The following is a 24,496-nucleotide window of genomic DNA, read 5'->3' as shown; positions in this document are numbered from 1 at the left end:
TCTGCCGGAATGTGGTGGGAGGAAAGGCAATGCTTCCGCAGGAGGCCGAATGGCCGGTGCCGTCAGCGGGTCAGGGTCGCTTGCCCCTGATGACGGGAGAGCAACGGCACGGCGCGGCAGCCGCGGCTTCGATCCACCAGTCCCGTGCGCCAAGGCGCCAGTCCAATGGCGAGAAGAGCACCCAGAAGGAGAACGGCGGCAACAAAGAACGGCGCCCCCAGGATCATCGTCGCGCCTTGATGGGACATGGCGGCGGCAAGGCTGCTCGTGAACAGGACCGGCCCGATGAGGCCGCTCACGCCCCTCAGGCTGTTGAGCGCCCCCTGCAACTGCCCTTGCTGCGACGGGTGAACCCGCTGGGTCATGAGGCTCTGAGCCGATGGGCCGAAAAGTCCCCACAGGGCCGCGACGGGAATGGCGAGCCAGATCCAGCCGCCGCTCGGAGCGAGGCCGAACAGGATGGTTCCGGCAGCGCCGCAAGCAAGGCCCGCTACCATGGTCGGCACCTCGCCGAAGCGCGCGACGGCCCGGCGCACGAGCCCTCCCTGAACGGCCGCAGAAGCGATGCCGACGGATGCCAGCGCAAAGCCTATGACAACCTCGCTCCAGCCGAAGCGGTGGCCCGCATAGAGCACGAAGACGGCCGGAAAGACCTCGTGCGCCAAGTTCGACAGGAAAAGAACGGCCGAGACCCCGAACAGGGTGCGGTTCGATTTCAGAAGCCGAAGGGCCGCCAGAGGGTTCGCCCTGCTCCATGAAAACGGCGCCCGCCGCTCCTGGGGGAGCGACTCCGGCAGGACGAAGATGCCATACAGGGCGTTCGCGAGGCAGAGCGCTGCAGCCGCCCCGAAGGGAAGCCGCGGGTCGACCGCGCCGAGAATTCCGCCGAGCGCAGGCCCGGCGATGAACCCAAAGGCGAACGCCGCACCGATGATCCCGAAACCCGCCGCGCGGCGGTCAGCGTCCGTCACGTCTGCCACATAGGCGAATGCGGTCGTGAAGCTCGACGACGCCAGGCCCCCGATTGCGCGTCCGAGCAGAAGCCACCCGACCCCGGGCGCAACGGCCATGGCGAGATAATCGATGCCGAGTGCGATGTTGGAGAGAAGAATGACCGGCCGACGCCCGACCGCATCAGATAGTGTGCCCAGGATCGGGGAGCCGAAGAATTGCATCACGGCCCATGTCAGCCCGAACAGCCCATAGATCTGCGCGGCGCTGACCGCCTCCCCTCCGAGAAAATCCTGAATCAGGCGGGGAAGGACAGGAATGATGATCCCGAAGGCGAGAAGATCGAGGGCGACGGTGATCACGATGAACGGCAGGGCCGCACGACGGGTCGGATTCGGGCGAGGCAGGGAGATGTTCATGACGCTTTCGATGTTGGGTGCATTGTCGGAGCGATGCATCTGCTCGTCCGGCTAGGGCGACCTGGTCGAGGCAGGACCGGCGCCCTGCCAGTGCCCCTGCTTCTTCAGGGCGTCGGCGACCTCGCGAGGCAGGTAGTTCTCGTCGTGCTTGGCCAACACGGTATCGGCCTTGAAGAGACCGGTCGGATCCAGCATGCCTTCTGCCACGACACCCTGTCCTTCGCGGAACAGGTCCGGCAGGAGACCTCTATATTGCACGCCGACAGCGCCGCCCGTATCGGCGATCGTGAATGCGATGGTCTGGTGCTCGCCCCGGCGAAGCGATCCTTCCTGAACAAGGCCGCCAAGGCGGAAGCGGGTACCCGGCGAGACCACCTTTTCATGGATGTCGCTCGGCGTATGGAAGAAGACGATGGAGTCGCGCATGGCAAAGAACACGAGGCCAAGCGCGACGGCAATGGTCGACAATCCAGCTCCGATGAGGCTCAGGCGCCTTTGCTTGCGGGTCACGATCCAGTGTCTCCAAGGCTTCAACGATCGACGCTCGATAGCATGGCGTATCGGCCAGGGGTTTGATCGAGCGCAAGCCGGGATGCTTTCAGGTCTTTCATGTCGGCTGCACCGAAAGCGCTGCACGCAGCTGCGTTACTGCTCCGGATCCGCCGTCAGCAGGTCTCGAATGATCGACATGGCGAGCATTGCATCGATCTGCCCGGATTCTCGGAGCTTGGCCTCCAGCTGAGCGATCCCGCCGGCGGCCCAGACTGCAGCAGCGGCTTTCTGTCTCAGCCCTTCGAGGGTTCGCGCCGGCGTGGAGACGAGACGAGCGTTAAGCGCATCGACCCGCTCGCCGGCCGCCTTGTCCCTGGCGGCGGCGAACCACACGCCGCTGGCCTCCTCGGCCGCCGCACGGGCGGCATACCACGCGTCATAGGCGGAGATGATCTCGATAAGGCGCTCTCGCGCCTCGGCTGTCGTCGCCTCGGCGGAACTCCGCGCCCGCACCAGCGCAATGACCGGAGCGTACCAGGTGCGCCCTCCATGATGCAGCCGCGCCGCCGGTAACCCCATGGCACGATCTCCAAGCCTCTCGAACAGCGCTTCGGGCGGCGTGGGATCGAGATCCTCCAGTCGTTCCTCTGCAGCATCGAGCGCGAGCGTGCTCGCATCGTACTCCGCCGCGGCAGAATTCCATTCCTCTCCGATAGCCAGGAGAGCCGCGTCTGGCCTTTCGGCGCCCCGGTGGGTCGTATCCTTTCCCCTCAAGGCAGGCCTCGCCGCCAGATTGCGCTCGAAAAACGTCGCGTTCGCACAGAAGCGCGGTGCGGCCCGGTCACCCTTTTCCTTCGCATTGAGCCATTCTCGGCATGCTTCCGAATGCGAGCACCACAGGCAGCGGCGTATGGCCCTCGCAAAAGCGGTTTCCGTTTCCGGCAGCGTATCGGGATCGAGACCGACATGGATCATCATGTCGCCGAAGTTCTGAGCGTTCTGCTGAATTCGCTGTCCAATGGCACCGAACATCTCGGATCCTCCCGTCGCCTGAAACCGTCACGAAGGCTAGCAGGAGCAGCCGAGTCGCGACTTTGATCGGGCGCAAACACCTTCGCGGGAATATGAGCGCCCGAGGCGGATCGACTGCCGGCATGTGCCCCCCGCGCCGGCAAGCCGACCCGCCTCAGGACGTCACGCGCGGACGCGTGAAGACATTCCAATAGGTCAGCACGAAGCCGAGGAAGGCCCCGGCCCAGGCCAGTCCAGCCAGATGCAGCAGGCCTCCGCTCCAGGCGGGATGGACTGCGGCACAGATGCGCGCGAGGGCCGCAACAACAATCAGCCCATAGAGAACTTGGGTCACCGGCGAGGCGACGAGCGCCCGGCCCGTATGCCCAAGGCTCGCCCGCGACATCACCGCCAGGGTCATGGCTCCCATGGCGCCGCCGGTCCAAGCATGAATTCCGGCCGCCGCCGGCAGCAGGTCGAGCGCGGAGAGCCCCGTCAGAACGAACCCGAGCGGAACGAACAGATAGGCGATGTGCAGGATCAGCACGAGCCGATCGCGCCATGTCCGGTCTCCGGCCCAGCGGGCGAGCCGCACGGCTTGGAGCAGGCCCGCAGCGATCAGAGCCCCGCCTGTCGCGCTCCAGTCCGGAGCGACGATCCAGGCAACGAGCGCGACGGCGGCCGAAATCATGGAAATCACATCGAAGGAACCGAACGCGGCTGGAAGGCGGCCCGGGTTCTCGCGGGCGAGCCAGTTGCGGGTGAAGCTCGGCACGATGCGTCCGCCGATCAGCATGATGAGCATCATCGTGGCGGCGATCCCGAACCGTGTACCGTAGTCCGCCGCGCCGAGAACATGGGCTTCGATATGGAAGATGACGTTGCCGGCGACCAAAATTCCGACAGCGACGAGGACTTTCAGGTTGCGCCAGTTTCGCCCCTTGATGATCTCCCGCGCCATGGCGCCTCCGACGAGGAGAAGGAACGCATTGTCGATGAGGGCCGCGGCCTCCCACCCGATCCAGGCGGAGGTGGTCACCGAGATCCGGCCCGCAATCCAGGCCAGCACCAGGACGAGCAGGGGCTTGCCCTGAAGCGGGAGATTGCCGGTCCAGTTCGGAACCGCCGTCAGCAAGAATCCTGTGACGACGGCCGAGAGATATCCGTACAGCATCTCGTGGATGTGCCAGTCCCGCGGGGACAAGGCCGTCGACAGCTGCAGCTCGCCGTAGAACATCGGCAGCCACGCCAGGATCGCGAGGCCGGCGTAGAGCGACCCCAGAAGAAAGAAGGGGCGGAAGCCGTAGGAGAGAAGCGCGGGCCCCTCGTAGGACCGCAGGCGGGGAATCGGGGCCATCATGGGCCTCCTTCGACTGGAATGAAGAGATCCTGCGCCGTAACGGCGCTGCCGGTCTTGATGTCGGTCGCGACGAAGCCGATCGGCTGCCGTGCCCCCATCGGGGCCGTCACGAGCACGCGAAGCTCGCGCGTCGCATCCGACGCCACCTCCACGAGCGTGTCGTCGCCGACCACCTCGATCGCAGCGTCCTCAAGCCTGTCGACGGCGATCCGGAACGAGCGCTCGTCATCGGCCTTGTTGTAGAGGCGGACCGTATAGCCGTTCCGGACCCGCCCATCGGACAGTCGCACGGCAACGGGATTCCGGTCGTGGATCACGGCGATCTTGGCCTCGCTGCGCATGCCGAGGCCGACGCCCATCGCGGACGCCAACGCGATCACCGACAGACCGAGGCCGACGGTTTTGGGCCGGACGACGCGCCGGCGCGCCGGCTCTCCGACGCGAGCGCGCTCGATGTTGGACCATGCCTCGTAGTCGATCAGCCCCCGCGGCCGGCCGAGCTTGCCCATGACCGTATCGCATGCATCGACGCACAGGCCGCAATTGATGCAGGCGAAGTTCGGCCCCTCGCGAATATCGATCCCGATGGGGCAGACATTCACGCATTGCAGGCAATCGACGCAGTCGCCGGCAGGCTCGCCCTTGGCCTTCAGCTCGGCGGCCTTCTTGGCGGAGCCTCGGGGCTCGCCGCGGTAGTCGCGGTAATTGACGGTGAGCGCTTCCGGATCCCAGATCGCCCCCTGGAGTCGGGGCCAGGGACACATCCAGGTGCAGACCTGCTCACGGGCAAACCCTGCAAGAGTATAGGTCGTGCCGGTCAGGATAATGACCCAGGCATAGGCGATCGCAGACGCCCGGCCCGTCACGAGATCGGACACGAGCGTCGGCGCATCGGAGAAGTAGAGGACGAAAGCGCCGCCCGTTGCCATGGCGATCAGGATCCAGATCGTGTGCTTGAAACCGATCTCGAAGATCCGTTTCGGCGATAGCCCGCTTCCCTGCTTCTTCAGTCGCTCGCGCCGGTCGCCCTCGACCACGCGCTCGACGAGGAGGAACAGATCGGTCCAGACGGTCTGCGGGCAGAAATAGCCGCACCATACCCGTCCGGCGACGGCGTTGATCCAAATGAGGACCAGGGTCGCCAGCACGAGAAGGCCCGTCAGGTAATAGACCTCCTGAGGCCAGATCTCGATGAAGAAGAAATAGAGGCGTCCGCGCTCGAGGTCGAAGAGCACCGCCTGATCCGGCTGGCCCGGGCCGCGTACCCAACGGAGGAACGGCAGCACGTAATAAACCGCAAGGCAGACGGCCAGGGCCGCCCACTTCAGGCGGCGATACCGGCCAGAGACGGATTGCGGGACGACCCGCTCCGCGATGGTCCCGCGATTGGGTCTGCGCAGGTGTGCACGTTCGGGCTTGAAGCTGATATCGAGTGTGGCCATGGGAATGATCTGAAACGCCGCCGCAGGAGAAGCCCTGCGGCGGCTCACGTTCTCAGCGCCTGACGTGCTACTTCGCCGCAGTCGTGGTGGTCGCGAGCTTGTCGAACAGAGTGCCGAACACCTGCTTGGCCTTCCCGGGATGGGTTGCCGCCTTGGCCTGATCCGTGTTTGTGGGCTCGCCCACCACGACCATGCCGACCATGCCCATGCCGTAGTGCGGCTTGCACTTGTAGCCGTAGACGCCGGGCTTATCGAAGGTGACGGCCATCTCCTCGTTGACCTTGCCCACGAACGTTTTGCCGCCCTCGGGCAGCATGGTGTCGATGCTCTCGACGTTGTGCCCCTTGTCGGCGGCAACGAACTTGACCGTATCGCCCGGCGCGACCTTCACCAGGGCGGGCTCGAACACCATCACGCCCTCGGTTCCCTTGTTGAGCATCTTGACCTCGACCTCGGCCGCACTTGCAGCCCCACCCAGGCCCAGAGCGGCCAGCATCCCCAGCACCAAAACCTTACGCATCGTTCTTCTCCTCGTGAGACCTGAATTGGACGAGCCGAGCGGCTCTTGAGGAGAGGTCATACGCTGCCTGCGGCCGGGCATGCTTGATCTGGAACAAAGAGAGATACGATTGGCGCCGCACCGGCCGGGCATGCCGCACGCTTGAGATAGCTCAATTCCCCCGGACAGGCTCTGGTGTAGGGATGACCAGTCGTCCGCGACCGTCGGAGCGCTCGCTCCAATCGGTTGCCTGGCAATTCCGGATTCACATCCGGGATATCGCCCCTCTGAATTGGGAACGCCCGATGCCTGCCCTGGACAAGTCCCTTGTGGCCAATCTGCCCATGTTCGCCGGAATGCCAGCGGACGATCTCGACGAGATCGTCCGCGAGGCGCAGTCGATTCGCTATCCCAAGGGGAGCCCGGTCTTCCAGCAGGACGAGGAAGCTCACTCGTTCTTCGTTCTCCTTCATGGGCACTTGCGGGTCATGAAGGTGACGCCGGACGGCCAGCAGGTCGTGGTCCGCTTCGTTACGCCCGGCGACATCTTCGGGATCGCCATGGCCATGAATCGCCAAACCTACCCGGCATCTGCGCTGGCCATCGTCGACAGCATCGCTCTCGTCTGGCCTTCGGCCGTCTGGCCCCGTCTCGTCGCCAGACATCCGGCCCTCGCCGTCAACACCATTCAGACGATAGGGTCCCGACTGCAGGATGCTCATACGCGCGTTGTGGAGATTTCGACCGAGCAGGTGGAGAAGCGCGTCGCCCACGCCCTGTTGCGCCTCGCCCGCCAAGCCGGCAGGAAGAGCGCCGACGGCGTGCAGATCGACTTTCCGATCTCGCGACAGGACGTGGCCGAGATGACGGGGACCACGCTTCATACCGTGAGCCGCATCCTGAGCGCCTGGGAAGATCGCGGCCTCGTCGAGAGCGGACGTCAGAGGATCACCATCTGTGATCCTCACAAGCTGTTCATGCTGGCCGATAGTCCTGCAACCTGAGGAACCTCTCCTCGATGTCGGCCCAGGGGTACATCAAGGTCCAGGGGTCAGCGCCTAAGCCTCCACAGCCGGGACCGGTGCCTTCGCGGCGGCGGCCCTCAGGTCTGCCAGGAACTTGACCCTGTCGGCGCCGTGCTCGCGGCACGCGTCCTCCACGGTATGGAAACAACCGATCGGGCAGCCGACGCAGCGCATCTGATAATCCAGAAACACGCGGATCGTCGCCGGCCATTGTCGCATGATCTCATCGACAGGTCGGTTGGCTTCAATGCTCATCATCGCCTCCATGCGAGGATCGGTAACGCATCCTCTATTGCGTGAGGAACAGAGCGGCCGCGATCACAACCGACATGGTCACCGCTGCGATCGTCCCGGACAGGCGCAGCACGCCCATCCGGTGAAGCATGATCGCAAAAACGACGATGAGGGGTGCCGCCGTCATCAGTCCGATCTGAGCATCGCTCACAATCCGCTCTCCTCCGTTTGCTTGAGCCTTGATATCGCGAATTCCGGGTCGACTGTTTGCGCCAGAGCAACGAGACGGATGAAATCCCGGCGATAACACCTCTCCTGATCCTACCGGAGGAGCGGACGCGATGGTTGCCGGACAAGAGGAGCGGAGCTGGGGCGCCCTGTCGGACCTGCCTGGGCACCCGATGATGTGGGTCCTCATTCTGACCGAGGTCGTCACCTTCGGGCTGCTTCTTCTGACCTTTGCCGGAGCCCGCGCGGTGCAGCCGGCCCTCTTCGCGGTCGGGCAGGCGCAGCTCGATGCGACCCTCGGCGGCATGAACACCGTTGTTCTCGTCACGAGCGGTTGGCTCGCTGCGCTCGCCGTAGAGGCACGCGCGACCGGCGGTCGGTTGAGAGCGCGCATTCTGCTCGCCGCCGCCATCTGCCTTGGCCTCGTCTTCATCGCCGTCAAGGTGATCGAATATGTGGCGAAGGCCCGTCTCGGCATCGGAATGGATACCGACACCTTCTTCACCCTCTACTTCCTCCTGACCGGCTTCCACCTTCTGCACGTGGTGATGGGCGTCGCAATCCTGGCCCTAGTCGCGGTCCATGACAGCCTGGACAACCTGAAGACGGGCACCGCCTTTTGGCACATGGTCGATCTCGTCTGGGTCGTCATGTACCCGCTCATCTATCTGGTCGGATGAAATCATGACGCGCTCGCCCTCGAATCGGATCACCCGGGCTTGGCTCCTCCTGGTCCTGCTCACCCTGTTCAGCCTCGGCGCCGGTCGCGTCGGCATCGGCGGGCTCGTTGCCAACGCTGTGGTCCTCGCCGCGGCCTTCGCCAAGGGACGCTGGATGCTGATGGACTTCCTCAAGCTGCGCGGTACGCCGCCCGGCTGGCGGGCACTGTTTCTCTCCTGGCTGATGATGGTCACGGCCCTGCCGTGGTGTGCGGCAGCGGTTTCCGCTCTCCGGGGCTAAGTCCGCGCCGTTGCAGGAAGCTTGTGCCAGAACAAAGAGCCTCTCGGCCGCTCCTGTAGCTTGCCTGCCAACCGCCAGCGCGCGGCAGAAATTCTACGTCAGGATGATCGACATGTCCCCTTCCGAACATTCCGCAGCACCCTCGCGCGGCCCACCGCGATGGAATGAAGCCATGCGGCCTGTGCTGGCCCTTTGCCTTCCAGTCACATCAGAAAGGATCGCGTGATGGCTGAAGCCCTCACCAAATCGGCGGCGAGAAACGTGTTCTACGGCGGCTCGTTCTTCTTCTTCGCCATCTTCATTGGCCTGACCGCCCACAGCCACTACTACATGAACACGACGTCAACGGACGCCGCGACCCTGTCGTCGTCCGTCGCTCGCGGCAAGCACGTGTGGGAGAAGAACTCCTGCATTAACTGCCACTCGATCCTGGGCGAAGGGGCCTACTTCGCTCCCGAGCTCGGCAATCTCTGGGATCGCTGGGGCGGCAAGGAGGATTCTGCCGCCGCGCGCGACATGCTGAAGGCCTGGATGGCCGCGCAGCCGTCGGGCATCGAGGGGCGCCGCCAGATGCCTCAATTCAACCTGACAGACCAGGAACTCAACGATCTCGCGGATTTCCTGGAATGGACCAGCCGCATCAAGACCCAAAGCTGGCCCCCGAACAAGGCCGGCTGAGATCAGGATCATCATCATGAAGTATCAAACGCAAAAGGTGGCCCTGCTCTACTTCTATGGAGCACTCGGCCTTTTTCTGGCGCAGGTTCTGTTCGGCGTGCTCGCAGGCACGATCTATGTCCTGCCGAACACCCTCTCCGAGCTCCTGCCCTTCAACATCGTCAGGATGATCCATACGAACGCCCTGATCGTGTGGCTGCTGATCGGGTTCATGGGTGCGACCTACTACCTGGTTCCGGAGGAGGCGGAAACCGAGCTGTTCAGCCCACTCCTGGCGAAGATCCAGTTCTGGATGTTCTTCGTCGCGGCCGGCGTGGCGGTGGTGGGATACATGTTCAAGATCCACGAAGGCCGCGAGTTCCTCGAACAGCCGTTCGCGATCAAGGTCGGCATCGTCGTGGTCTGCCTGATGTTCCTGTTCAACATCACGATGACCGTTCTCAAAGGCCGCAAGACGGTGGTGACGAACATCCTGCTCTTCGGCCTCTGGGGCGTCGCGATCTTCTTCCTGTTCGCCTTCTACAACCCCGCGAATCTGGCGGTGGACAAGATGTACTGGTGGTACGTCGTGCACCTCTGGGTCGAAGGCGTCTGGGAACTCATCATGGCTTCCGTGCTCGCCTTTCTGATGATCAAGCTCAACGGCATCGATCGCGAGGTGGTGGAGAAATGGCTCTACGTCATCGTCGGCATGGCGCTGTTCTCCGGCATTCTCGGTACCGGTCACCATTTCTACTGGATCGGCGCGCCGGGCTACTGGCAGTGGATCGGCTCGCTCTTCTCGACGCTTGAGGTCGCGCCCTTCTTCACCATGGTGGTGTTCACCGTGCAGATGACCTGGAAGGCCGGGCGTCGCCACCCCAACCGTGCCGCCCTGCTGTGGTCGATCGGCTGCTCGGTGATGGCGTTCTTCGGCGCCGGCGTCTGGGGCTTCCTGCACACGCTGTCGTCGGTGAACTACTATACCCACGGCACGCAGGTCACCGCCGCGCACGGGCACCTCGCCTTCTTCGGCGCCTATGTGATGCTGAACCTCGCCGTGATGGCCTACGCGATGCCGCAGTTGCTCGGCCGTGCCCCGTACAACCAGATGCTCAGCATCGTGAGCTTCTGGATCATGTGCACGGCCATGTCCGTGATGACCTTCGCGCTCACCTTCGCGGGCGTGATCCAAGTCCACCTGCAGCGCGTGCTCGGTCAGTCGTACATGGAGGTCCAGGACCAGCTCGCCCTGTTCTACTGGATCCGCCTCGGCTCAGGCATCTTCGTGCTGATCTCCGCACTGATGTTCATCTACGCGGTGTTCGTCCCCGGACGCGAGAAGGCGCAGCGTCTGACGGCCGCAGGACTCCAGCCTGCCGAATGAGCCATGCCGGGGCGGCCCCATCGAGGCCGCCCCGCCTCGACAATTTCAGCCATGAAAGGCCACCACGATGAAGCCCCTCCTTCAAGCCGTTCCCGAACCCGCCGTCGATCTTCCTTACTACGTTCCCGCCGGCAATGAATGCGCGCTGTTTGAGCTCGCTTGGCGCAAGCGCCTGCCGCTGCTCCTGAAGGGGCCGACAGGCTGCGGAAAGACCCGGTTCGTCGCCCATATGGCCTCAAGGCTCGGCCTGCCGCTCCATACGGTGTCGTGCCATGACGACCTGACCGCGGCGGATCTCACCGGCCGCTATCTCCTGAAGGGCGGCGACACGGTCTGGGCGGACGGGCCGCTCACCCGCGCCGTGCGCGAAGGCGGCATCTGTTATCTCGACGAGATCGTGGAGGCGCGCAAGGACGTGACCGTGGTGCTGCACCCGCTGACCGACGACCGCCGCATCCTGCCGCTCGACCGGACCGGCGAGGAACTTCAGGCCCCGGATTCCTTCATGCTCGTAGTGTCCTACAACCCCGGCTATCAAACTCTCCTGAAATCGCTCAAGCCGTCCACGCGGCAGCGCTTCGTCGCCATCGAGTTCGACTTCCTGCCGATCGACCACGAGGTTGGGGTCGTGGCGGCCGAAAGCGGCCTGTCTGCGGATCGTGTCCGCCCGCTTCTGCTGCTCGCGCGCCGCCTGCGCGCGCTGAAGGGCCAGGACTTGGAGGAAGGCGTCTCGACCCGCCTCCTGGTCTACTGCGCTTCTCTCATGGCAGCCGGCGTTTCACCCGAGGAAGCCGTCACCGCAGCGATGATCGAGCCCCTGACGGACGATGTCGACGTCAAGAAGGCCTTGATCGAGGTCGCTCGGGCGACCCTCGGCTGATCGGGAGAGCATCATGCTCGATTTTCTGGAGCTCGAGGAAACCGTCGGCCAGTTCTGGCACCGGCTCGTCGGTCGCGCGGCCACCTATCCGCGCCACCCTGATTTCGCGGTCTCCCTCGATGAGGTTCGCGGCCCGCTTGCGGTATACTTCCGAGGCCTTGGCGGTGAGCCGGGCGTGCAGCTTGCCGGCACGGCCGCCCGCGCGTCCAGCCACCGCCTGAGCCTGCGCCAGCGCATCGGCATCGCTGAGGAGCGGCTCGACCAGCCCGGACGCGATCTCGCGACGCTCTTCCTGCCGCCGACGATCGAGCTTTTTCCGTCAAGCGAGCTGAATCGGGCCCTCTATCTCTGGCTCGCGGCCTACTTTGCTCATGTGCCCGTGGAGCCGATCACGGAGCCCGATCCCCTGCGTCGCGACGTTCTCGTGCTGGGACGGGTACGTGACACCGTTGAGGCAGTGTTCCGTGCATGCCCTGGACTGGAAGGGTCTTATCGCGACCTATGCCACGCCCTCCTGTCCGCCCGCCCGCGCCGCAGCCTTCCTCCGGCGGAAAGCCGGGTGGAGCAGATCGTGCTGTCTCTCCTCGGCGACGAAGGCGCGATCCCCCCTGCTCTCTGGGATTCACATACCGGCGGCACGATGAGCCTGTCGGCTCCCGCCGGATATCAGGCGTTTCTTCCGGTTCCGCTCTGGGGAGACACGTGGGCCCGCATTGCAGATGCATCGACCCGCAGCAGCGACGAACCGGCCGGGCCCAGCGATCTCGCTGGTTCCGACACCCGCAGGCGTTTCGCCGCGCGACGCGAGGCGGACCAGGCCCAGCGCAAGGATCCCTTCGTGCTGAACCGTTTCGAGAAGATCCTGGCCATGGCCGAGATGGTCAACGTCAACCGGCCTTCCGACGACGACGAGGACGAGAATGCCGAGAAGGCTCTCGACGATACGGAGGAGATCCCGCTCTCGAAGCACCACGGCAAGCCGGCGACCAAGCTCAAGTTTGATCTCGACCTGCCGCCCGAGGCGGTCGACACCTCGTCGCTCACGGCCGACCTGACCTATCCGGAATGGGACTACACCCGGCGGGCGTACCTCCCGAACCACTGCCGCGTGCTCGCCGCGCGAGCCGATGAGCAGGGAGAGGTCTGGCAGCCGGACGAGGAGGCCCGGCGGCGCATCCGCCGGGTTCGTCGGCAGTTCGAGGCCCTGAGGCCGAAGCACGAAATCCTGCGCGCTCAGGCCGACGGCGAGGAGATCGATGTCGACGCGGCAGTGCGCGCAACGACCGATCTGCGCTCGGGCGGCTGCGGATCGGATCGTGTCTACCTCGCCAGCAGGCGCCAGGCACATGATCTCGCCGTGACGCTTCTGGTCGACGTATCTCTGTCGACGGATGCGTGGATGGACGACCGCAGGATTCTGGACGTGGAGAAAGAGGCTCTCCTGGTTCTGACGCATGGCCTCGCAGCCTGCGGCGACTCCCATTCGATCCTGACCTTCACGTCCCGCCGGCGCTCCTGGGTGCGGGTGGAGACCCTGAAGGACTTCGACGAGCCGTTCGGCGAGCCGGTCGTGCGGCGAATCTCGGCTTTGAAGCCAGGGTATTACACTCGTATCGGCGCCGGCATCCGCCACGCAGCCGCGAAGCTGACCGAGCGCCCGAACCGCCAGCGTCTCCTGCTGGTGCTCACCGACGGCAAGCCGAACGATATCGACCATTACGAAGGCCGCTTCGGCATCGAGGATACCCGCCGTGCCGTGATGGAGGCGCGTCGCGCCGGCGTCTCGGTCTTCGGCGTGACGGTCGACCGGGAGGCGCAATCCTACTTCCCGACCCTCTTCGGCCGCGGCGGATACGCCATCGTGAGCCAGGTGGCGAAGCTGCCGGCCGCCCTTCCGGCGATCTATCGTCAGCTCGTTCGTTGATAAAAAGCGAGCCGCTCACCTGAGCGGCTCGCTTCGTCCTCATCTCAAAAGAGCCGGCCCTATACGGCCCGGCTGTGGGTTCTGCCCGACATCCCGAGATAGGCATCAAAGACGGACGCGACGCTCCTCACCAGGAACCGCGTGTCGTCGTTTACGGACAGCACATTGCCGTCGAGCCTGATGATCCCATCCTGCTCCAGCATGCGAAGGCGGGGAATCGCCTGCAGGATCGACTCGGGCGCAGTTCCATGCCTGGCGCAGACCTCCTGGACGTCGACCTTGAAATCGCACATCACACGCTCGATCAGGTCGGCTCTGAGCCGGTCGTCGGGAGTGAGCGCATAGCCCTTTGCGGTTGCAAGCTCGCCTTGCAGGATGCGCTCGGCATAGCGCCCGATCACGACTTCATTCTGCGAATATCCTTGCGTGAGACGCCCGATTGCGGAAGAGCCGAAGCCGATCAGCACGTCGCTCGGATCGGTTGTGTAACCCTGGAAATTGCGGTGAAGGACACCGTCGTCCTGCGCCTGCACCATCGTGTCGTCGGGCAGCGCATAGTGATCGAGCCCGATCCGCCGATATCCGGCTGCGGTCAAGGCCTCCGCGATTGCCTCGGCCTGGGCGTAACGTGCGGCGCCATCGGGGAGCGCGGCTTCATCGATTTTGCGCTGGTGCTTCTTGAACGAGGGCACGTGCGCGTAGCCGAAGACGGAGAACCGCTCGGGCCGAAGCTCGATGCTGCGCCGGACGGACTCGACGCAGGACTCCACCGTCTGGTGCGGAAGACCGTAGATCAGATCGAAGTTGATTCCGCGCACGCCTGCCTGACGCAGACCTTCCGTCGCCCTGGCGGTCTGCTCGAAGGTCTGAATGCGGTTGATGGCACGCTGCACGACCGGATCGAAGCTCTGGACCCCGAGGCTCGCGCGGGTCACGCCCGCGGCACCGAGCGCGCCGGTCATCGTACGGGTCAAGGTGCGGGGATCGATTTCGATGGCGATCTCTGCCGTGCCGTCTATCACGAACCGGTGCCTCATGAGTTCGACGAGATCAAGCAGTTCGGCTGGCTCCATGATGGTCGGGGTTCCTCCGCCGAAATGGACATGCCGGACGGGCAGAGGCGCGCTCAAGCGATCGGCCACCAGGCCGATCTCTCGCCGAAGGACCGCGATATAGTCGACGATCGGCTGGTCTCGCTGCGTGATGGTCGTGTGGCACCCGCAATACCAGCACATGGACCGGCAGAACGGCACATGCAGGTAGAGCGAAGCGCTCGTTTCTGCGGGAAGCGCGCTGAGCCAATCAGCGTAGGACTGGTGTCCGACGGCATCGGAGAACTGAGGCGCCGTCGGGTAGCTCGTATAGCGGGGGAGCCTCTCCTCGCCATAACGTTCCCTTAGGTCATCTCTCATTGGAATTCCTCGTAGAGCGGTTCGGCGCGACGGATGGATCGCGCCGTCTGAACGACACATGGAGGTTGCTTAGGCGAGGGTGCGGGCGTGGTCTTTGACCTCTCTCAAAAACACACACCGGAGTTCTGCAAATCGCTCCCGAATTTGATCTGGATCAAAACTCCGCAATTCCTTCGATTTCCATCCGGTTTCGACGAGTTATTTGCACTGCGACAAATAAGAGGACCCAGCTTCATCGTACAAAATTCCCATACCGCAGACGGACGGAAGCGGTCCGCCCGCCGGTCGCCTGAAAGGAGAGTACGATGACCGCCCTGAAGATCCTGGCCCGCCGGCCCTTACTTGCCAGCGCCGCCACCCTGGCTTTGACCGCCGCCGCTCTGCTCGCACAGCCGCTGCCTGCATTCGCACAGGCCAAAATGGCCGCAGCTTCCGCCCCGGCTCACAACCACACCGCAGTCGCCGGCACGCCGGAGGCACCTGTGAACGTTGTGCGCGATCCCACCGACCTGCCGGGCCCCATCGGCAAGCGCGGTCCCCAGCGCATCAAGGTCAACCTGGAAACGACCGAGGTCACCGGACAGCTCGCCGACGGCACGACCTATCATTACTGGACCTTCAACAACAAGGTTCCGGGCCCGTTCATCCGAGTTAAGGTCGGGGACACCGTCGAGGTCGCGCTCAAGAACCACGACGACAGCGTGATGATGCACAATGTCGACTTCCATGCCGTGACCGGCCCCGGCGGCGGCGCCAAGGCCACAGAGGCCGCTCCGGGCGAGAGCCGCGGCTTCGAGTTCAAGGCGCTCAATCCCGGCCTCTATGTCTATCACTGCGCCACGCCCATGGTGGCCCAGCACATCGCCAACGGCATGTACGGGATGATCCTCGTCGAGCCCGAGGAAGGACTGCCGAAGGTCGACCGTGAGTTCTACGTCATGCAGGGCGAGATCTACACGGAGCAGGCATTCGGCACCAAGGGCCATCTCGAAGAGAGCTACGACAAGCTCGTCAGCGAGCGTCCCGAGTACTTCATCTTCAACGGCACCACGGAAGCCCTGAAGAAGAACCCGCTCAAGGCGAAAGTCGGCGAGACGGTGCGTGTGTACTTCGGCGTCGGCGGCCCGAACTATACCTCGTCGTTCCACGTGATCGGGGAGATCTTCGACAAGGTCTATACCATGGGCTCGCTGACCGCAGCGCCGCTGAAGGACGTGCAGACGATCACGACCCCTCCTGGCGGAGCGAGCGTCGTGGATCTGAAGCTCGAGGTGCCCGGCAACTACATTCTGGTCGATCACGCCCTGAGCCGGGTGGAGCGTGGTCTGGCTGGGATCCTGCAGGTGGAAGGCCAGGACAACCCGACGGTGTTCAAGGACTACAACCCTCAGCGGTCGGCTCAGAGCGCAGGCCACTGAACTCTAAGAACATGCCGCAAAAGACAAAGCCCGGGCACGCCCGGGCTTTTTGCGACGTCGTCGTGGAAAGGAACGTAGGATGAGAGAGGATGGCGGTCGGGAGGGGACGGCCCGCAATGCTACGTCGTCCGGTCTTCTGACGCGCGTGCGCGCTGTCGTGGGTTCGCTCGATCTGGATTGCGGTTGCCGAGGCAAGCTCGATGCGGCGCTGCAGCGTTTCGAGGCACTGGAGACTCGGCGGCAGCTCCGCGGCCTCATTCTCGATGCCCGACATCAGGCGGAGCGCATTGCGGCGCTCCTCGAGCTCGTCGGAGAACTCGACACGGTGAGCTCAGACGAGAGGGATCTCAGCGTGTTCGAGGAAATTGCGCTTCTGTTCGAGGACATCAAGATCGCGGCCGCCCGTGGGGCCGACGATATGCTTCGAGCCCGGAACCTTGATTTAAGCGATCGAAGTGCCTCATGAGGCGGCAAACTCCCGGCCTCGCTCACGGTTTGACGGCGTCGAACATCTTCCGGGCTCCGGCCTGCTGCTGCTGCAGCTCGGGCAGCACCTGATCGGCGAAGCTCTTGACCCCCTGATCGGGGCTTCGACCGGCGGCCTGATAGATCGTGACCTCCTGGTCGAGCGCCTGCATCTGGACCTCCGCGTAGCGTCGGCTCAGGGCGAGGTAGTCGAGAGGCTCCAGGTTCTCCACGATCACCTGATGCTCAAACTCCTTGACGTTCGGCAATGAGAGCTTCTGCTCCCCCGCGAAAGCTTCGATCCTCTTCAGGAGTCCCGTGCGGAACTCGGTAGCGGCCGTCGCGAAACTCTTGACTTCGGGACGCGTGTCCCGGCTTGCGGCCAGCTGCGCGATCTGCCCCTGAAGGCTTGCGGAGCTGTAGGCGAGCCTCAGAAACTCCCGAGGCTCGATGGTGCGGGTCTGTGCAGAGGCCGCCGGAGCGCCCTGCCCCTGCGCGAAAGCCAGCGGGACGGCAAATGCAAGGGCAATGCCGACGCAAGAGGTCGCCAGAAGGGTCCGAGGCTTCATGAGACTATTGCCAGCCTGGAACGCCCGACATGTCGGGCAGACGATGAGCGATGCCTTTGTGGCAGTCGATGCACGTTTTCTCTCCCGTGAAGAGGAAGCGTTCGTGAGCGGAGGCCGCCCGCGGGTTCTGCTTCGTCAGGTCCATAGACTCGGAGCTGTGACAGTTTCGACATTCAAGGGAGTCGTTCGCCTTCATGCGGGCCCACTCGCGATCGGCAAGGTGCCTGCGCAGGGCGAGGAACTTCTCCCTCGTGTCGATCGAGCCGAAGATGTGCCCCCAGACCTCCTTCGATGCCTGCATCTTGCGGGCGATCTTGTTCGTCCACTGGTGCGGCACGTGACAGTCGGGGCAGGTTGCCCGCACGCCGGACCGGTTGGTGAAGTGGATCGTGCCCTTCAGCTCCTCGAAGACATTCGATTCCATCTCGTGGCAGCTGGTGCAGAACTTCTCCGTGTTCGTGGCCTCCAGAGCCGTGTTGAACGCCCCCCAGAAGGCGACGCCCGCCACGAAACCGCCGAGTGTGAGGAATGCGAGGCTCAAATAGACCGGTGGCCGGGTGGCGGTCTTGATCCACGGGTTCGCCCAGAACCAATCCCATGCGCGTGCGATTCCGGCAGCCATCTCAACGCCCTCGTGCAGGCTGACGCTCGGGTTCGGTCAGCGCGTCCATATCGGTGAACCTGTTCTCCACCAGCGGGCTCGCCGTCGTCTGCGGCACGTGGCAGGACACGCAGACGTAGCGGCGCGGCGCAAGCCCGCCGAGGGTGTTGCCGTCCCGGTCCTGGTAATGGGTGACGCTGATCATCGGGGCCTGGCTCTGCTCCGTGAACTTGCGTGCATGGCACGACATGCACTTGTTGGCATTCAGGTCGACCGCGTAGCCCTCGATGGCATGCGGGATCACCGGGGGCTGATCCGGGTAGTTCCGGCGGACGCGGACGTCGTTCGTAACCTGCCGCTGCATGGGCGGAGCCGGAATCTCCTTGGTGAAGGGATCCGGTCCGCGCAGGCGGGGAGCTTCCTGCGCAAGGATCACGCCGGCCGTCAGGCACGGCACGAGACTGAGCAGACACGCGAAGGCAAGACGTCTCATGGGCGCTCTCCCGCATCGGCGGTGGCCGCCAGAACGACCTTGACGGCGCACTTCTTGAAGTCGGTCTGTTTCGAGATCGGGTCCGTCGCGTCGAGCGTAACCTTGTTGATGAGCTGACTCGCGTCGAAGAAGGGCACGAACACCACGCCCGGCGGCATCTTGTTTCGACCTCGCGTTTCAACACGGCTACGGATCTCGCCGCGCCGGGACACGATGCGGACCTCCTGTCCGCGCCGCAGATTGCGCTTGGCGGCATCGTCGGGATGCATGAACAGCACCGCGCCGGAGAAGGCCTTGTAGAGTTCGGGAACACGCAGGGTCATGGAGCCTGAGTGCCAGTGCTCCAGCACGCGACCGGTCACGAGCCAGAGGTCGTACTCGCTGTCCGGGACCTCGGCGGGCGGCTCGTAGGGCGCGGCGACGAGGTTCGCCTTCTTGTCGGGGTTGCCGTAGAACTGGATTCCCGCGCCCTTCTCCACGTAGGGATCGAGGCCCTCGCGGTAGCGCCACAGCGTTTCCTTGCCGTCCACCACCGGCCAGCGGAGCCCCCGAACCTGATGGTAGGCCTCGAAGGGCGCGAGATCGTGGCCGTGCCCGCGCCCGAAGGCGGCGTACTCCTCGAACAGCCCCTTCTGGACGTAGAAGCCGAAGGCCTTCGACTCCCGATTCTCATAGGCCGGATCGAGCTCGGAGACGGGAAACTTGTTCACCTCCCCGTTGGCGTAGAGCACGTCGAACAGGCTCATTCCCTTGTATTCCGGGTTGGCATCCAGGATTTCCTTGGGCCAGACCTCATCGGTGGTGAAGCGCTTGGAGAACTCCATGAGCTGCCACAGGTCTGAGCGGGCGTCGCCCGGTGCGTTGACGAGCTGGTGCCAGAAATGGGTGCGGCGCTCCGCATTCCCATAGGCGCCCTCCTTCTCCACCCACATGGCGGCCGGCAGGATCAGGTCAGCCGCCATGGCGGTCACGGTCGGATAGGCATCGGACACCACCACGAAGTTCGACGGATTGCGGTAGCCCGGATAGGTCTCGTTGTTGGTGTTCGGCGCCGTCTGGAGGTTGTTGTTGCACATGATCCAGTAGGCGTTGAGCTTGCCGTCTTTGAGCATTCGGTCCTGCTGCACGGCGTGATACCCGACTTTCTCGGGCAACAATCCGTGCGGAAGCTTCCAGATTTCCTCCGCATGCTTGCGGTGCTCCGGATTGTTGACCTGCATGTCGGCCGGCAAGCGGTGGGCGAAGGTGCCGACCTCGCGCGCCGTGCCGCAGGCGGACGGCTGGCCGGTGAGCGAGAACGGGCTGTTGCCGGGTTCCGAGATCTTCCCCGTCATCAGGTGCAGATTGTAGACCATGTGATTGGCCCAGACGCCGCGAACGTGCTGGTTGAAGCCCATGGTCCAGAGCGACATCACCTTGGTTTTCGGATCGGCATAGAGCTTGGCGAGAGCTTCCAGCTTCTCCTTCGAGACGCCCGACAGCTCGGACACGCGCTCGAGCGTGTACTCGCTCATCAGCTTTGCGTAGGCCTCGAAGTTCGAAGGCTGGGAGACCTGCGCGTCATTCGCGTGCTGCGCCCGCTGCTCCAAGACGTGGTCCGGCCGCAGGCCATAGCCGATATCCGTGTTGGCCATCCGGATGTTGACGTGCTTGTCCATGAACTCGCGGTTCACCGCGTTGTTCTGGATGAGATAGTTCGCGATGTAGTTCAGGATCGCGAGATCCGTGCCCGGTTTGAAGACCAGGGCCATGTCGGACAGGTCGGTGGTGCGGTGCTCGTAGGTCGACAGGGTCGCGATCCGCACATGAGGATGGCTGAGGCGCCGGTCGGTCACCCGCGTCCAGAGGATCGGGTGCATCTCGGCCATGTTCGAGCCCCACAGCACGAAGGCGTCGGCATTCTCGAAATCGTCGTAGCACCCCATGGGCTCGTCCATGCCGAAGGTGCGGATGAAGGTGACGGCCGCCGAGGCCATGCAATGGCGGGCGTTCGGGTCGAGATTGTTGGTGCGGAAGCCCGCCCGCATCAGCTTGGACGCCGCGTAGCCTTCCCAGATCGTCCATTGGCCGGACCCGAACATGCCGACCGCCTCCGGCCCCTTCTCCTTGAGGACGCGCTTCCACTGCCTGGCCATCTCGTCGAAGGCCTGGTCCCAGGACACCGGCTGGAACTCGCCGTCCTTCGCGTACTGCCCGTTCTTCATGCGCATGAGCGGCTGGGTGAGCCGATCGCTGCCATACATGATCTTGGACAGGAAGTAGCCTTTCACGCAGTTGAGGCCTCGGTTGACCTCCGCCTTCATGTCGCCGTGCGTGGCGACCACACGGCCATCCTTCACGCCGACCATGACGCCGCAGCCCGTGCCGCAGAACCGGCACGGGGCCTTAGACCATTGCAGCTGAATGTCCTCCCCGGTGGGGATGTTCTGCGCGCTTGCGGGAAGCACGACATTCGCGGCGGCGGCAGCGGCTGTGGCGGCCTGGGTCTTGAGAAGGGTCCGGCGTGTGAGATCCATGGCTTTATTCCCGCTCCTGGACAGGCTCGAAGTGATGGAACACGAGTGTGGCGGCGAGGACGCCGTCGAGAAGCTGGATCGCGTTGATGCGTTCCACGACCTGATTCTCTGTCTCGGTTTCGAGGGTGACGATCAGCTTGCCGGTCTCCTGGCCGCCATGAATCTCGGCGCCTTCGACCCCGGCAATCCGCTCGATGATCGCCGGGATCCGTTCTGGCCGGCTGTGGACTACGAGGCTGGAGATGTGACATTCGCGGCTCATGATGCCTCCTCGTGGGGTCCGATGCGGATGGCGTCGGCGGGGCAGGTTCGGACGCACTCGCCGCAGCCGGTGCAGCCATGGGCATCGATGCGCGGACGCGCACCTCCCAGTGCAAGTTCGAAACGCACGGCGCCCGATGGACAGGAATCCCGGCAGCTCATGCAGGCGACGCCGCGCAGGGCAAGACAGGATTGCGAAATGACAGCGATGATGGGTTCAACGGCCCGAGGCTCGGCGGCAGCCCGACCCAGGAACAAGTTGCGACGCGTGAGATCCGGTCCCTCCGCCATCGTCAGATCTCCTCACACAGGCCCTGGGGGGCCTGTGAAAAGGTAGTACATCCAGACGATGAACCCCCATCCTGCCACGACCCCGACCGCAATGAAGGGCCAGATCAGGACGGCAAGGACCAGAAAGGTGATGGCCTCACGCTTCTTCCTGCCGGGTTCAATCAAATTGGATTGCATTGGCGAGATTCGGACCAGAGAGATGGAAATCGCAAAACGCCCGAAGCCAGAAAATGTTCCTCGCTTGCAGGAGTCTTCTCGATAATGGTCGAGCATCATGCGGCATTGCTCGGGCGTCAAGACCTCTCGCCGGACCGTATCCGATCGTATGCAACACGCACGGGAACCTTGCCATAGGTCCGCTCAAGGCGCCGCACGGTAAAATGACCTCGCGCGAGCGCCTGGAAATGATCGATGAAGGCCGTGTTGACCGCTGCGCCGCCGAGTGCACCCAGCACCGGCACCGCCTGCGCGGCGACTTTCTGCGATACCACCATGCCGAAGCGGGTACCGATTTGGCTTAGAAGGCGGACGATCGCCGAGGCGCTTTCGTCGATGACCCCGCGCCCGGCGACCTGATGGATGGCGCCGGTCACCGATCGCGCCAGTGCGGTCCGAACGGCGAAGTAACCGCTCTCGTGCAGGTGCTGCGAACCCGTGCGGCCGCCGAGTGCGAAAACCTCGATGCAGGCGAGCGCCGTTTCCGGATCGGCAAGATCCTCTCCCTCGCTCTGCGCGATGCGGGCGATCGCCCGCAGCATGATGGTCGTGGAGATGGGCAGCTCGACTAGCACGGCCGAGAGGCCGAGCGCACCGCCCATCGCGCCGGACATCGCGGCGAGCGCCCTGTGAATTCCCTTCTCGGGTTTCGCCGTGTCCCTCGGGATCGTTTTGAGCGCATAGTGCAGGGCGCGCTTCAGCGCTGCCTCTGTGGCACGGGACACCATGTCCGAGGCTGCCTGCGGAAGCGCCTGGCCGAGCAGTTCGATCGGTCGGCCGGCGAGGCGCGAGAGATTCCCGACATAGCTCGACCCCTCGAGCACCTGCACGGCTTTCCTGAGGGCCTCGCGGTCCTCCTCCGTCATGTCGATTTCTGGCAACGTGCTCCCGTTCTCGACGGGCATGATCTCGGCCATCACCCAAACGCCTCCGGCTCTAAGGACGTTATGTAGGTACGCCTGGCGGCAGAAACACCTCGCCCGGCTCAACGACTGGGTTGGAGAGTTTCTCACATCTTCCGGCTGATGAAGCGCGACCCCGAGTGGCCGAACCGCCAGGGCATGTCCATCGCACGGGTGATGCCGATGCGGACGCCTACAGCCACAGGCAGCTCTGCGGTCCGGTCGAATACGTCGAACGGAGGCTCGTCGAGGGGCAATTCGTTGTGAGCCATGCTGACCCCGAGAGCCTGGCACAGGCGCCCGGGACCGGAGCAGAGAAGGCGCGGATCGTCGGTTGCGCGCCGCGACACCATGATCTCCACGCCGACTGTCGGCTCCAGTGCCCGGATCAGCACGGCGCTGCCGGGAAGACACACGGCGTTCAAGCACCAATGGATGCCGTAAGAGCGGTAGACATAGGCGTGCCCGGGCGGCCCGAACATCGGCGCGTTGCGCGCCGTCGGCCCGCGATGGCTGTGCGACGCCGGATCGTCTCCGGTATAGGCCTCCGTCTCGACCACGATGCCGCCGACGCCATCAACGAGAAGCGTCGTCCCGATCATGTCACGCGCAACCGTGACGGCATCCCTGGCGAAGAAGCCTCGCGGCAGCTTCTTGACGATCACGACCTGGCGCTCCGGCAGGTTGTCCGGGCCCGCCGTCAGACCGCCACAGGCGCCGCAATGGACGGATGGGGCTGATATCCCACGAGCTCGAAATCCTCGTACCGGTACTCGTCGATCGACGCCGGCTTGCGCAGGAGGCGCAGCGTCGGCAGATCCCGCGGCTCCCGTTCGAGCTGGATGCGGGCCTGATCGATGTGGTTGAGATAGAGGTGAACGTCGCCGCCCATCCAGACCAGTTCGCCGGGCTCCAGCCCGACCTGCTGCGCCAGCATATGAATCAGCAGAGCCGCCTCGCACAGATTCCAGCCCAAGCCCAGGAAGGCATCGGCGCTGCGCTGGTAGAGGATCCCCGACAGGCGACCGTCCGCGACGTAATATTGATAGGTCATGTGGCACGGCGGCAGCGCCATGCGATTGAGCTCGCCAACGTTCCATCCCGTGAAGAGCAGCCGCCGGCTCGTTGGGTTCTGCTTGAGGGCTTGGACGAGTTCCGCGACCTGGTCGATGGTGCGGCCGTCCTTGGCCTCCCAGGCGCGCCACTGCTTGCCGTAGACCGGACCGAGATTGCCGTTCTCGTCGGCCCATTCGTCCCAGATCGTGACGCCGTTCTCGCGCAGGTAGCGGGTGTTCGTGTCCCCGCTCAGGAACCAGAGCAGTTCGTGAGCGCAACCCTTGAAGTAGATGCGCTTGGTGGTGAGCAGGGGAAAGCCGGCCGACAGGTCGAACCGCATCTGATGGCCGAAGATCGACAGGGTTCCGGTCCCGGTCCGGTCCTCGCGCCGAACGCCGCGCTCGAGCAGGATCCGCAACAGGTCGAGATACTGCTGCTCGGGGTGAAAGCTGGTCGTTGCCTGTTCCATGATCATGCCGTTCCCACAATCCCGTGTGCACGCGGGACATGCTCCACGGATGCACGCATGTCGTCAGGGCATGTCCCAAACCGCCTAGATAACAGCGCCGAAGGGCGAAGGATACCGAACCCTGCGGTTTTTCAACGGACAGACGATCGCACCGCCGAGTTTGTCCCCCGCCCTTTCAAATTCCCTCTGCGTTTCCTATACTATCTTGACCGGCCGCGAGGCCGGAATTGTTTTGACGCTCCGGTGTCAGAGCCTGAACTCCAGGATCCGAAGCCGGTTCGAAGTCTTGGCGGTTCCTCGCCGGACAGATCCGGAGGCCTCTGGCGACAGAAGTCTCCATTTTCTTTTCTCAAGGGCT

28 protein-coding genes are annotated in these 24,496 nt (G+C 64.1%); 9 read left to right on the top strand and 19 right to left on the bottom strand.

What is annotated here, in order from left to right; genetic code table 11:
• Positions 1–62: 62 nt before the first annotated feature.
• The 6 genes from DES45_RS05340 to DES45_RS05315 all read right to left on the bottom strand — a co-directional run bounded on the left by DES45_RS05340 (position 63) and on the right by DES45_RS05315 (position 6,195).
• A complete protein-coding gene (locus DES45_RS05340; RefSeq protein ID WP_114768965.1) occupies positions 63–1,409 on the bottom strand; it encodes a TCR/Tet family MFS transporter in 1,347 nt (448 codons plus the stop codon).
• 12 nt (positions 1,410–1,421) lie between these two features.
• Positions 1,422–1,880 (bottom strand): cytochrome c maturation protein CcmE, encoded by a 459-nt coding sequence (gene ccmE, locus DES45_RS05335; RefSeq protein WP_114768964.1) that lies wholly within the window; start codon positions 1,878–1,880, stop codon positions 1,422–1,424.
• Between the two features lie 135 nt (positions 1,881–2,015).
• Complete coding sequence (locus DES45_RS05330) at positions 2,016–2,894, bottom strand: DUF6455 family protein (protein WP_114768963.1); 879 nt, start codon at positions 2,892–2,894, stop codon at positions 2,016–2,018.
• 154 nt (positions 2,895–3,048) lie between these two features.
• Positions 3,049–4,230, bottom strand: coding sequence for an NnrS family protein (locus DES45_RS05325; protein WP_114768962.1), 1,182 nt, complete (start codon positions 4,228–4,230; stop codon positions 3,049–3,051).
• On the bottom strand, positions 4,230–5,675 hold the full coding sequence (ccoG, locus tag DES45_RS05320; RefSeq protein WP_114768961.1) for a cytochrome c oxidase accessory protein CcoG: 1,446 nt from the start codon (positions 5,673–5,675) through the stop codon (positions 4,230–4,232). Before ccoG ends, DES45_RS05325 begins: the two co-directional genes overlap by 1 nt.
• Positions 5,676–5,742: 67 nt before the next feature.
• The gene (locus DES45_RS05315) at positions 5,743–6,195 is read right to left on the bottom strand and encodes a pseudoazurin (protein ID WP_114768960.1); all 453 of its coding nucleotides are present in this window, start codon (positions 6,193–6,195) and stop codon (positions 5,743–5,745) included.
• Positions 6,196–6,479: 284 nt separating this feature from the next.
• Between DES45_RS05315 and DES45_RS05310 the strand changes: the two genes are divergently transcribed.
• Complete coding sequence (locus DES45_RS05310) at positions 6,480–7,178, top strand: Crp/Fnr family transcriptional regulator (RefSeq protein WP_114768959.1); 699 nt, start codon at positions 6,480–6,482, stop codon at positions 7,176–7,178.
• Positions 7,179–7,232: 54 nt separating this feature from the next.
• Here the strand turns inward: DES45_RS05310 and DES45_RS05305 are convergent, their stop codons facing one another.
• Together DES45_RS05305 and DES45_RS25010 are read right to left on the bottom strand one after the other, a co-directional pair.
• A complete protein-coding gene (locus DES45_RS05305) occupies positions 7,233–7,466 on the bottom strand; it encodes a DUF1858 domain-containing protein (RefSeq protein WP_425374264.1) in 234 nt (77 codons plus the stop codon).
• Positions 7,467–7,488: 22 nt separating this feature from the next.
• The gene (locus DES45_RS25010) at positions 7,489–7,644 is read right to left on the bottom strand and encodes a hypothetical protein (protein ID WP_170151398.1); all 156 of its coding nucleotides are present in this window, start codon (positions 7,642–7,644) and stop codon (positions 7,489–7,491) included.
• A 130-nt stretch (positions 7,645–7,774) separates the two neighbouring features.
• Here DES45_RS25010 and DES45_RS05300 point away from each other — a divergent pair, with 130 nt between their 5' ends.
• The 6 genes from DES45_RS05300 (at position 7,775) to DES45_RS05275 (ending at position 13,469) form a co-directional block, all read left to right on the top strand.
• The gene (locus DES45_RS05300; protein WP_210210184.1) at positions 7,775–8,341 is read left to right on the top strand and encodes a cytochrome c oxidase subunit 3 family protein; all 567 of its coding nucleotides are present in this window, start codon (positions 7,775–7,777) and stop codon (positions 8,339–8,341) included.
• Positions 8,342–8,345: 4 nt separating this feature from the next.
• Positions 8,346–8,621 (top strand): cytochrome C oxidase subunit IV family protein, encoded by a 276-nt coding sequence (locus DES45_RS05295; RefSeq protein WP_114768958.1) that lies wholly within the window; start codon positions 8,346–8,348, stop codon positions 8,619–8,621.
• A gap of 225 nt (positions 8,622–8,846) precedes the next feature.
• Complete coding sequence (locus DES45_RS05290) at positions 8,847–9,299, top strand: c-type cytochrome (RefSeq protein ID WP_114768957.1); 453 nt, start codon at positions 8,847–8,849, stop codon at positions 9,297–9,299.
• Positions 9,300–9,315: 16 nt separating this feature from the next.
• Positions 9,316–10,665, top strand: coding sequence for a cbb3-type cytochrome c oxidase subunit I (locus DES45_RS05285; RefSeq protein WP_114768956.1), 1,350 nt, complete (start codon positions 9,316–9,318; stop codon positions 10,663–10,665).
• Between the two features lie 67 nt (positions 10,666–10,732).
• Positions 10,733–11,545, top strand: coding sequence for a CbbQ/NirQ/NorQ/GpvN family protein (locus tag DES45_RS05280; protein ID WP_114768955.1), 813 nt, complete (start codon positions 10,733–10,735; stop codon positions 11,543–11,545).
• A 13-nt stretch (positions 11,546–11,558) separates the two neighbouring features.
• On the top strand, positions 11,559–13,469 hold the full coding sequence (locus tag DES45_RS05275; protein WP_114768954.1) for a nitric oxide reductase activation protein NorD: 1,911 nt from the start codon (positions 11,559–11,561) through the stop codon (positions 13,467–13,469).
• Between the two features lie 59 nt (positions 13,470–13,528).
• On the opposite strand, the gene hemN is transcribed toward DES45_RS05275, so the two are convergent.
• Positions 13,529–14,881 (bottom strand): oxygen-independent coproporphyrinogen III oxidase, encoded by a 1,353-nt coding sequence (hemN, locus tag DES45_RS05270; RefSeq protein WP_114768953.1) that lies wholly within the window; start codon positions 14,879–14,881, stop codon positions 13,529–13,531.
• Positions 14,882–15,186: 305 nt separating this feature from the next.
• Between hemN and nirK the strand changes: the two genes are divergently transcribed.
• Both nirK and DES45_RS05260 read left to right on the top strand, forming a co-directional pair.
• Entirely contained in the window at positions 15,187–16,299 is a 1,113-nt protein-coding gene (nirK, locus tag DES45_RS05265) for a copper-containing nitrite reductase (protein WP_114768952.1), read from the top strand.
• A gap of 79 nt (positions 16,300–16,378) precedes the next feature.
• Complete coding sequence (locus DES45_RS05260; protein ID WP_114768951.1) at positions 16,379–16,765, top strand: hypothetical protein; 387 nt, start codon at positions 16,379–16,381, stop codon at positions 16,763–16,765.
• 22 nt (positions 16,766–16,787) lie between these two features.
• Here the strand turns inward: DES45_RS05260 and DES45_RS05255 are convergent, their stop codons facing one another.
• The 10 genes from DES45_RS05255 to DES45_RS05210 all read right to left on the bottom strand — a co-directional run bounded on the left by DES45_RS05255 (position 16,788) and on the right by DES45_RS05210 (position 24,138).
• Positions 16,788–17,333 (bottom strand): DUF4142 domain-containing protein, encoded by a 546-nt coding sequence (locus DES45_RS05255; RefSeq protein WP_114768950.1) that lies wholly within the window; start codon positions 17,331–17,333, stop codon positions 16,788–16,790.
• A gap of 4 nt (positions 17,334–17,337) precedes the next feature.
• Positions 17,338–17,955, bottom strand: coding sequence for a NapC/NirT family cytochrome c (locus tag DES45_RS05250; RefSeq protein ID WP_114768949.1), 618 nt, complete (start codon positions 17,953–17,955; stop codon positions 17,338–17,340).
• Position 17,956: 1 nt separating this feature from the next.
• Entirely contained in the window at positions 17,957–18,427 is a 471-nt protein-coding gene (locus tag DES45_RS05245; RefSeq protein WP_114768948.1) for a nitrate reductase cytochrome c-type subunit, read from the bottom strand.
• Complete coding sequence (gene napA, locus DES45_RS05240; protein ID WP_114768947.1) at positions 18,424–20,943, bottom strand: periplasmic nitrate reductase subunit alpha; 2,520 nt, start codon at positions 20,941–20,943, stop codon at positions 18,424–18,426. Before napA ends, DES45_RS05245 begins: the two co-directional genes overlap by 4 nt.
• Before the next feature lie 4 nt (positions 20,944–20,947).
• Positions 20,948–21,205 carry a chaperone NapD gene (locus DES45_RS05235; RefSeq protein WP_114768946.1) on the bottom strand — a complete coding sequence of 86 codons (258 nt, stop codon included), beginning with the start codon at positions 21,203–21,205 and terminating at the stop codon, positions 20,948–20,950.
• The gene (locus tag DES45_RS05230; RefSeq protein ID WP_114768945.1) at positions 21,202–21,495 is read right to left on the bottom strand and encodes a 4Fe-4S dicluster domain-containing protein; all 294 of its coding nucleotides are present in this window, start codon (positions 21,493–21,495) and stop codon (positions 21,202–21,204) included. Before DES45_RS05230 ends, DES45_RS05235 begins: the two co-directional genes overlap by 4 nt.
• 12 nt (positions 21,496–21,507) lie before the next feature.
• On the bottom strand, positions 21,508–21,771 hold the full coding sequence (locus DES45_RS26305) for a periplasmic nitrate reductase, NapE protein (protein WP_425374263.1): 264 nt from the start codon (positions 21,769–21,771) through the stop codon (positions 21,508–21,510).
• Positions 21,772–21,788: 17 nt separating this feature from the next.
• Positions 21,789–22,628, bottom strand: a complete 840-nt coding sequence (locus tag DES45_RS05220) for an EcsC family protein (protein ID WP_114768944.1) — start codon at positions 22,626–22,628, stop codon at positions 21,789–21,791.
• A gap of 92 nt (positions 22,629–22,720) precedes the next feature.
• Positions 22,721–23,278 carry a DNA-3-methyladenine glycosylase gene (locus tag DES45_RS05215; protein ID WP_281024063.1) on the bottom strand — a complete coding sequence of 186 codons (558 nt, stop codon included), beginning with the start codon at positions 23,276–23,278 and terminating at the stop codon, positions 22,721–22,723.
• A gap of 35 nt (positions 23,279–23,313) precedes the next feature.
• Entirely contained in the window at positions 23,314–24,138 is an 825-nt protein-coding gene (locus tag DES45_RS05210; RefSeq protein WP_114769433.1) for a thymidylate synthase, read from the bottom strand.
• Between the last annotated feature and the right edge of the window lie 358 nt (positions 24,139–24,496).

It is taken from the genome of Microvirga subterranea (genome assembly GCF_003350535.1).
GTDB classification, from domain to species: domain Bacteria; phylum Pseudomonadota; class Alphaproteobacteria; order Rhizobiales; family Beijerinckiaceae; genus Microvirga; species Microvirga subterranea.
Note: the sequence above shows the minus strand (reverse complement) of the source record. Positions and strands in the feature narration are given on the sequence as shown.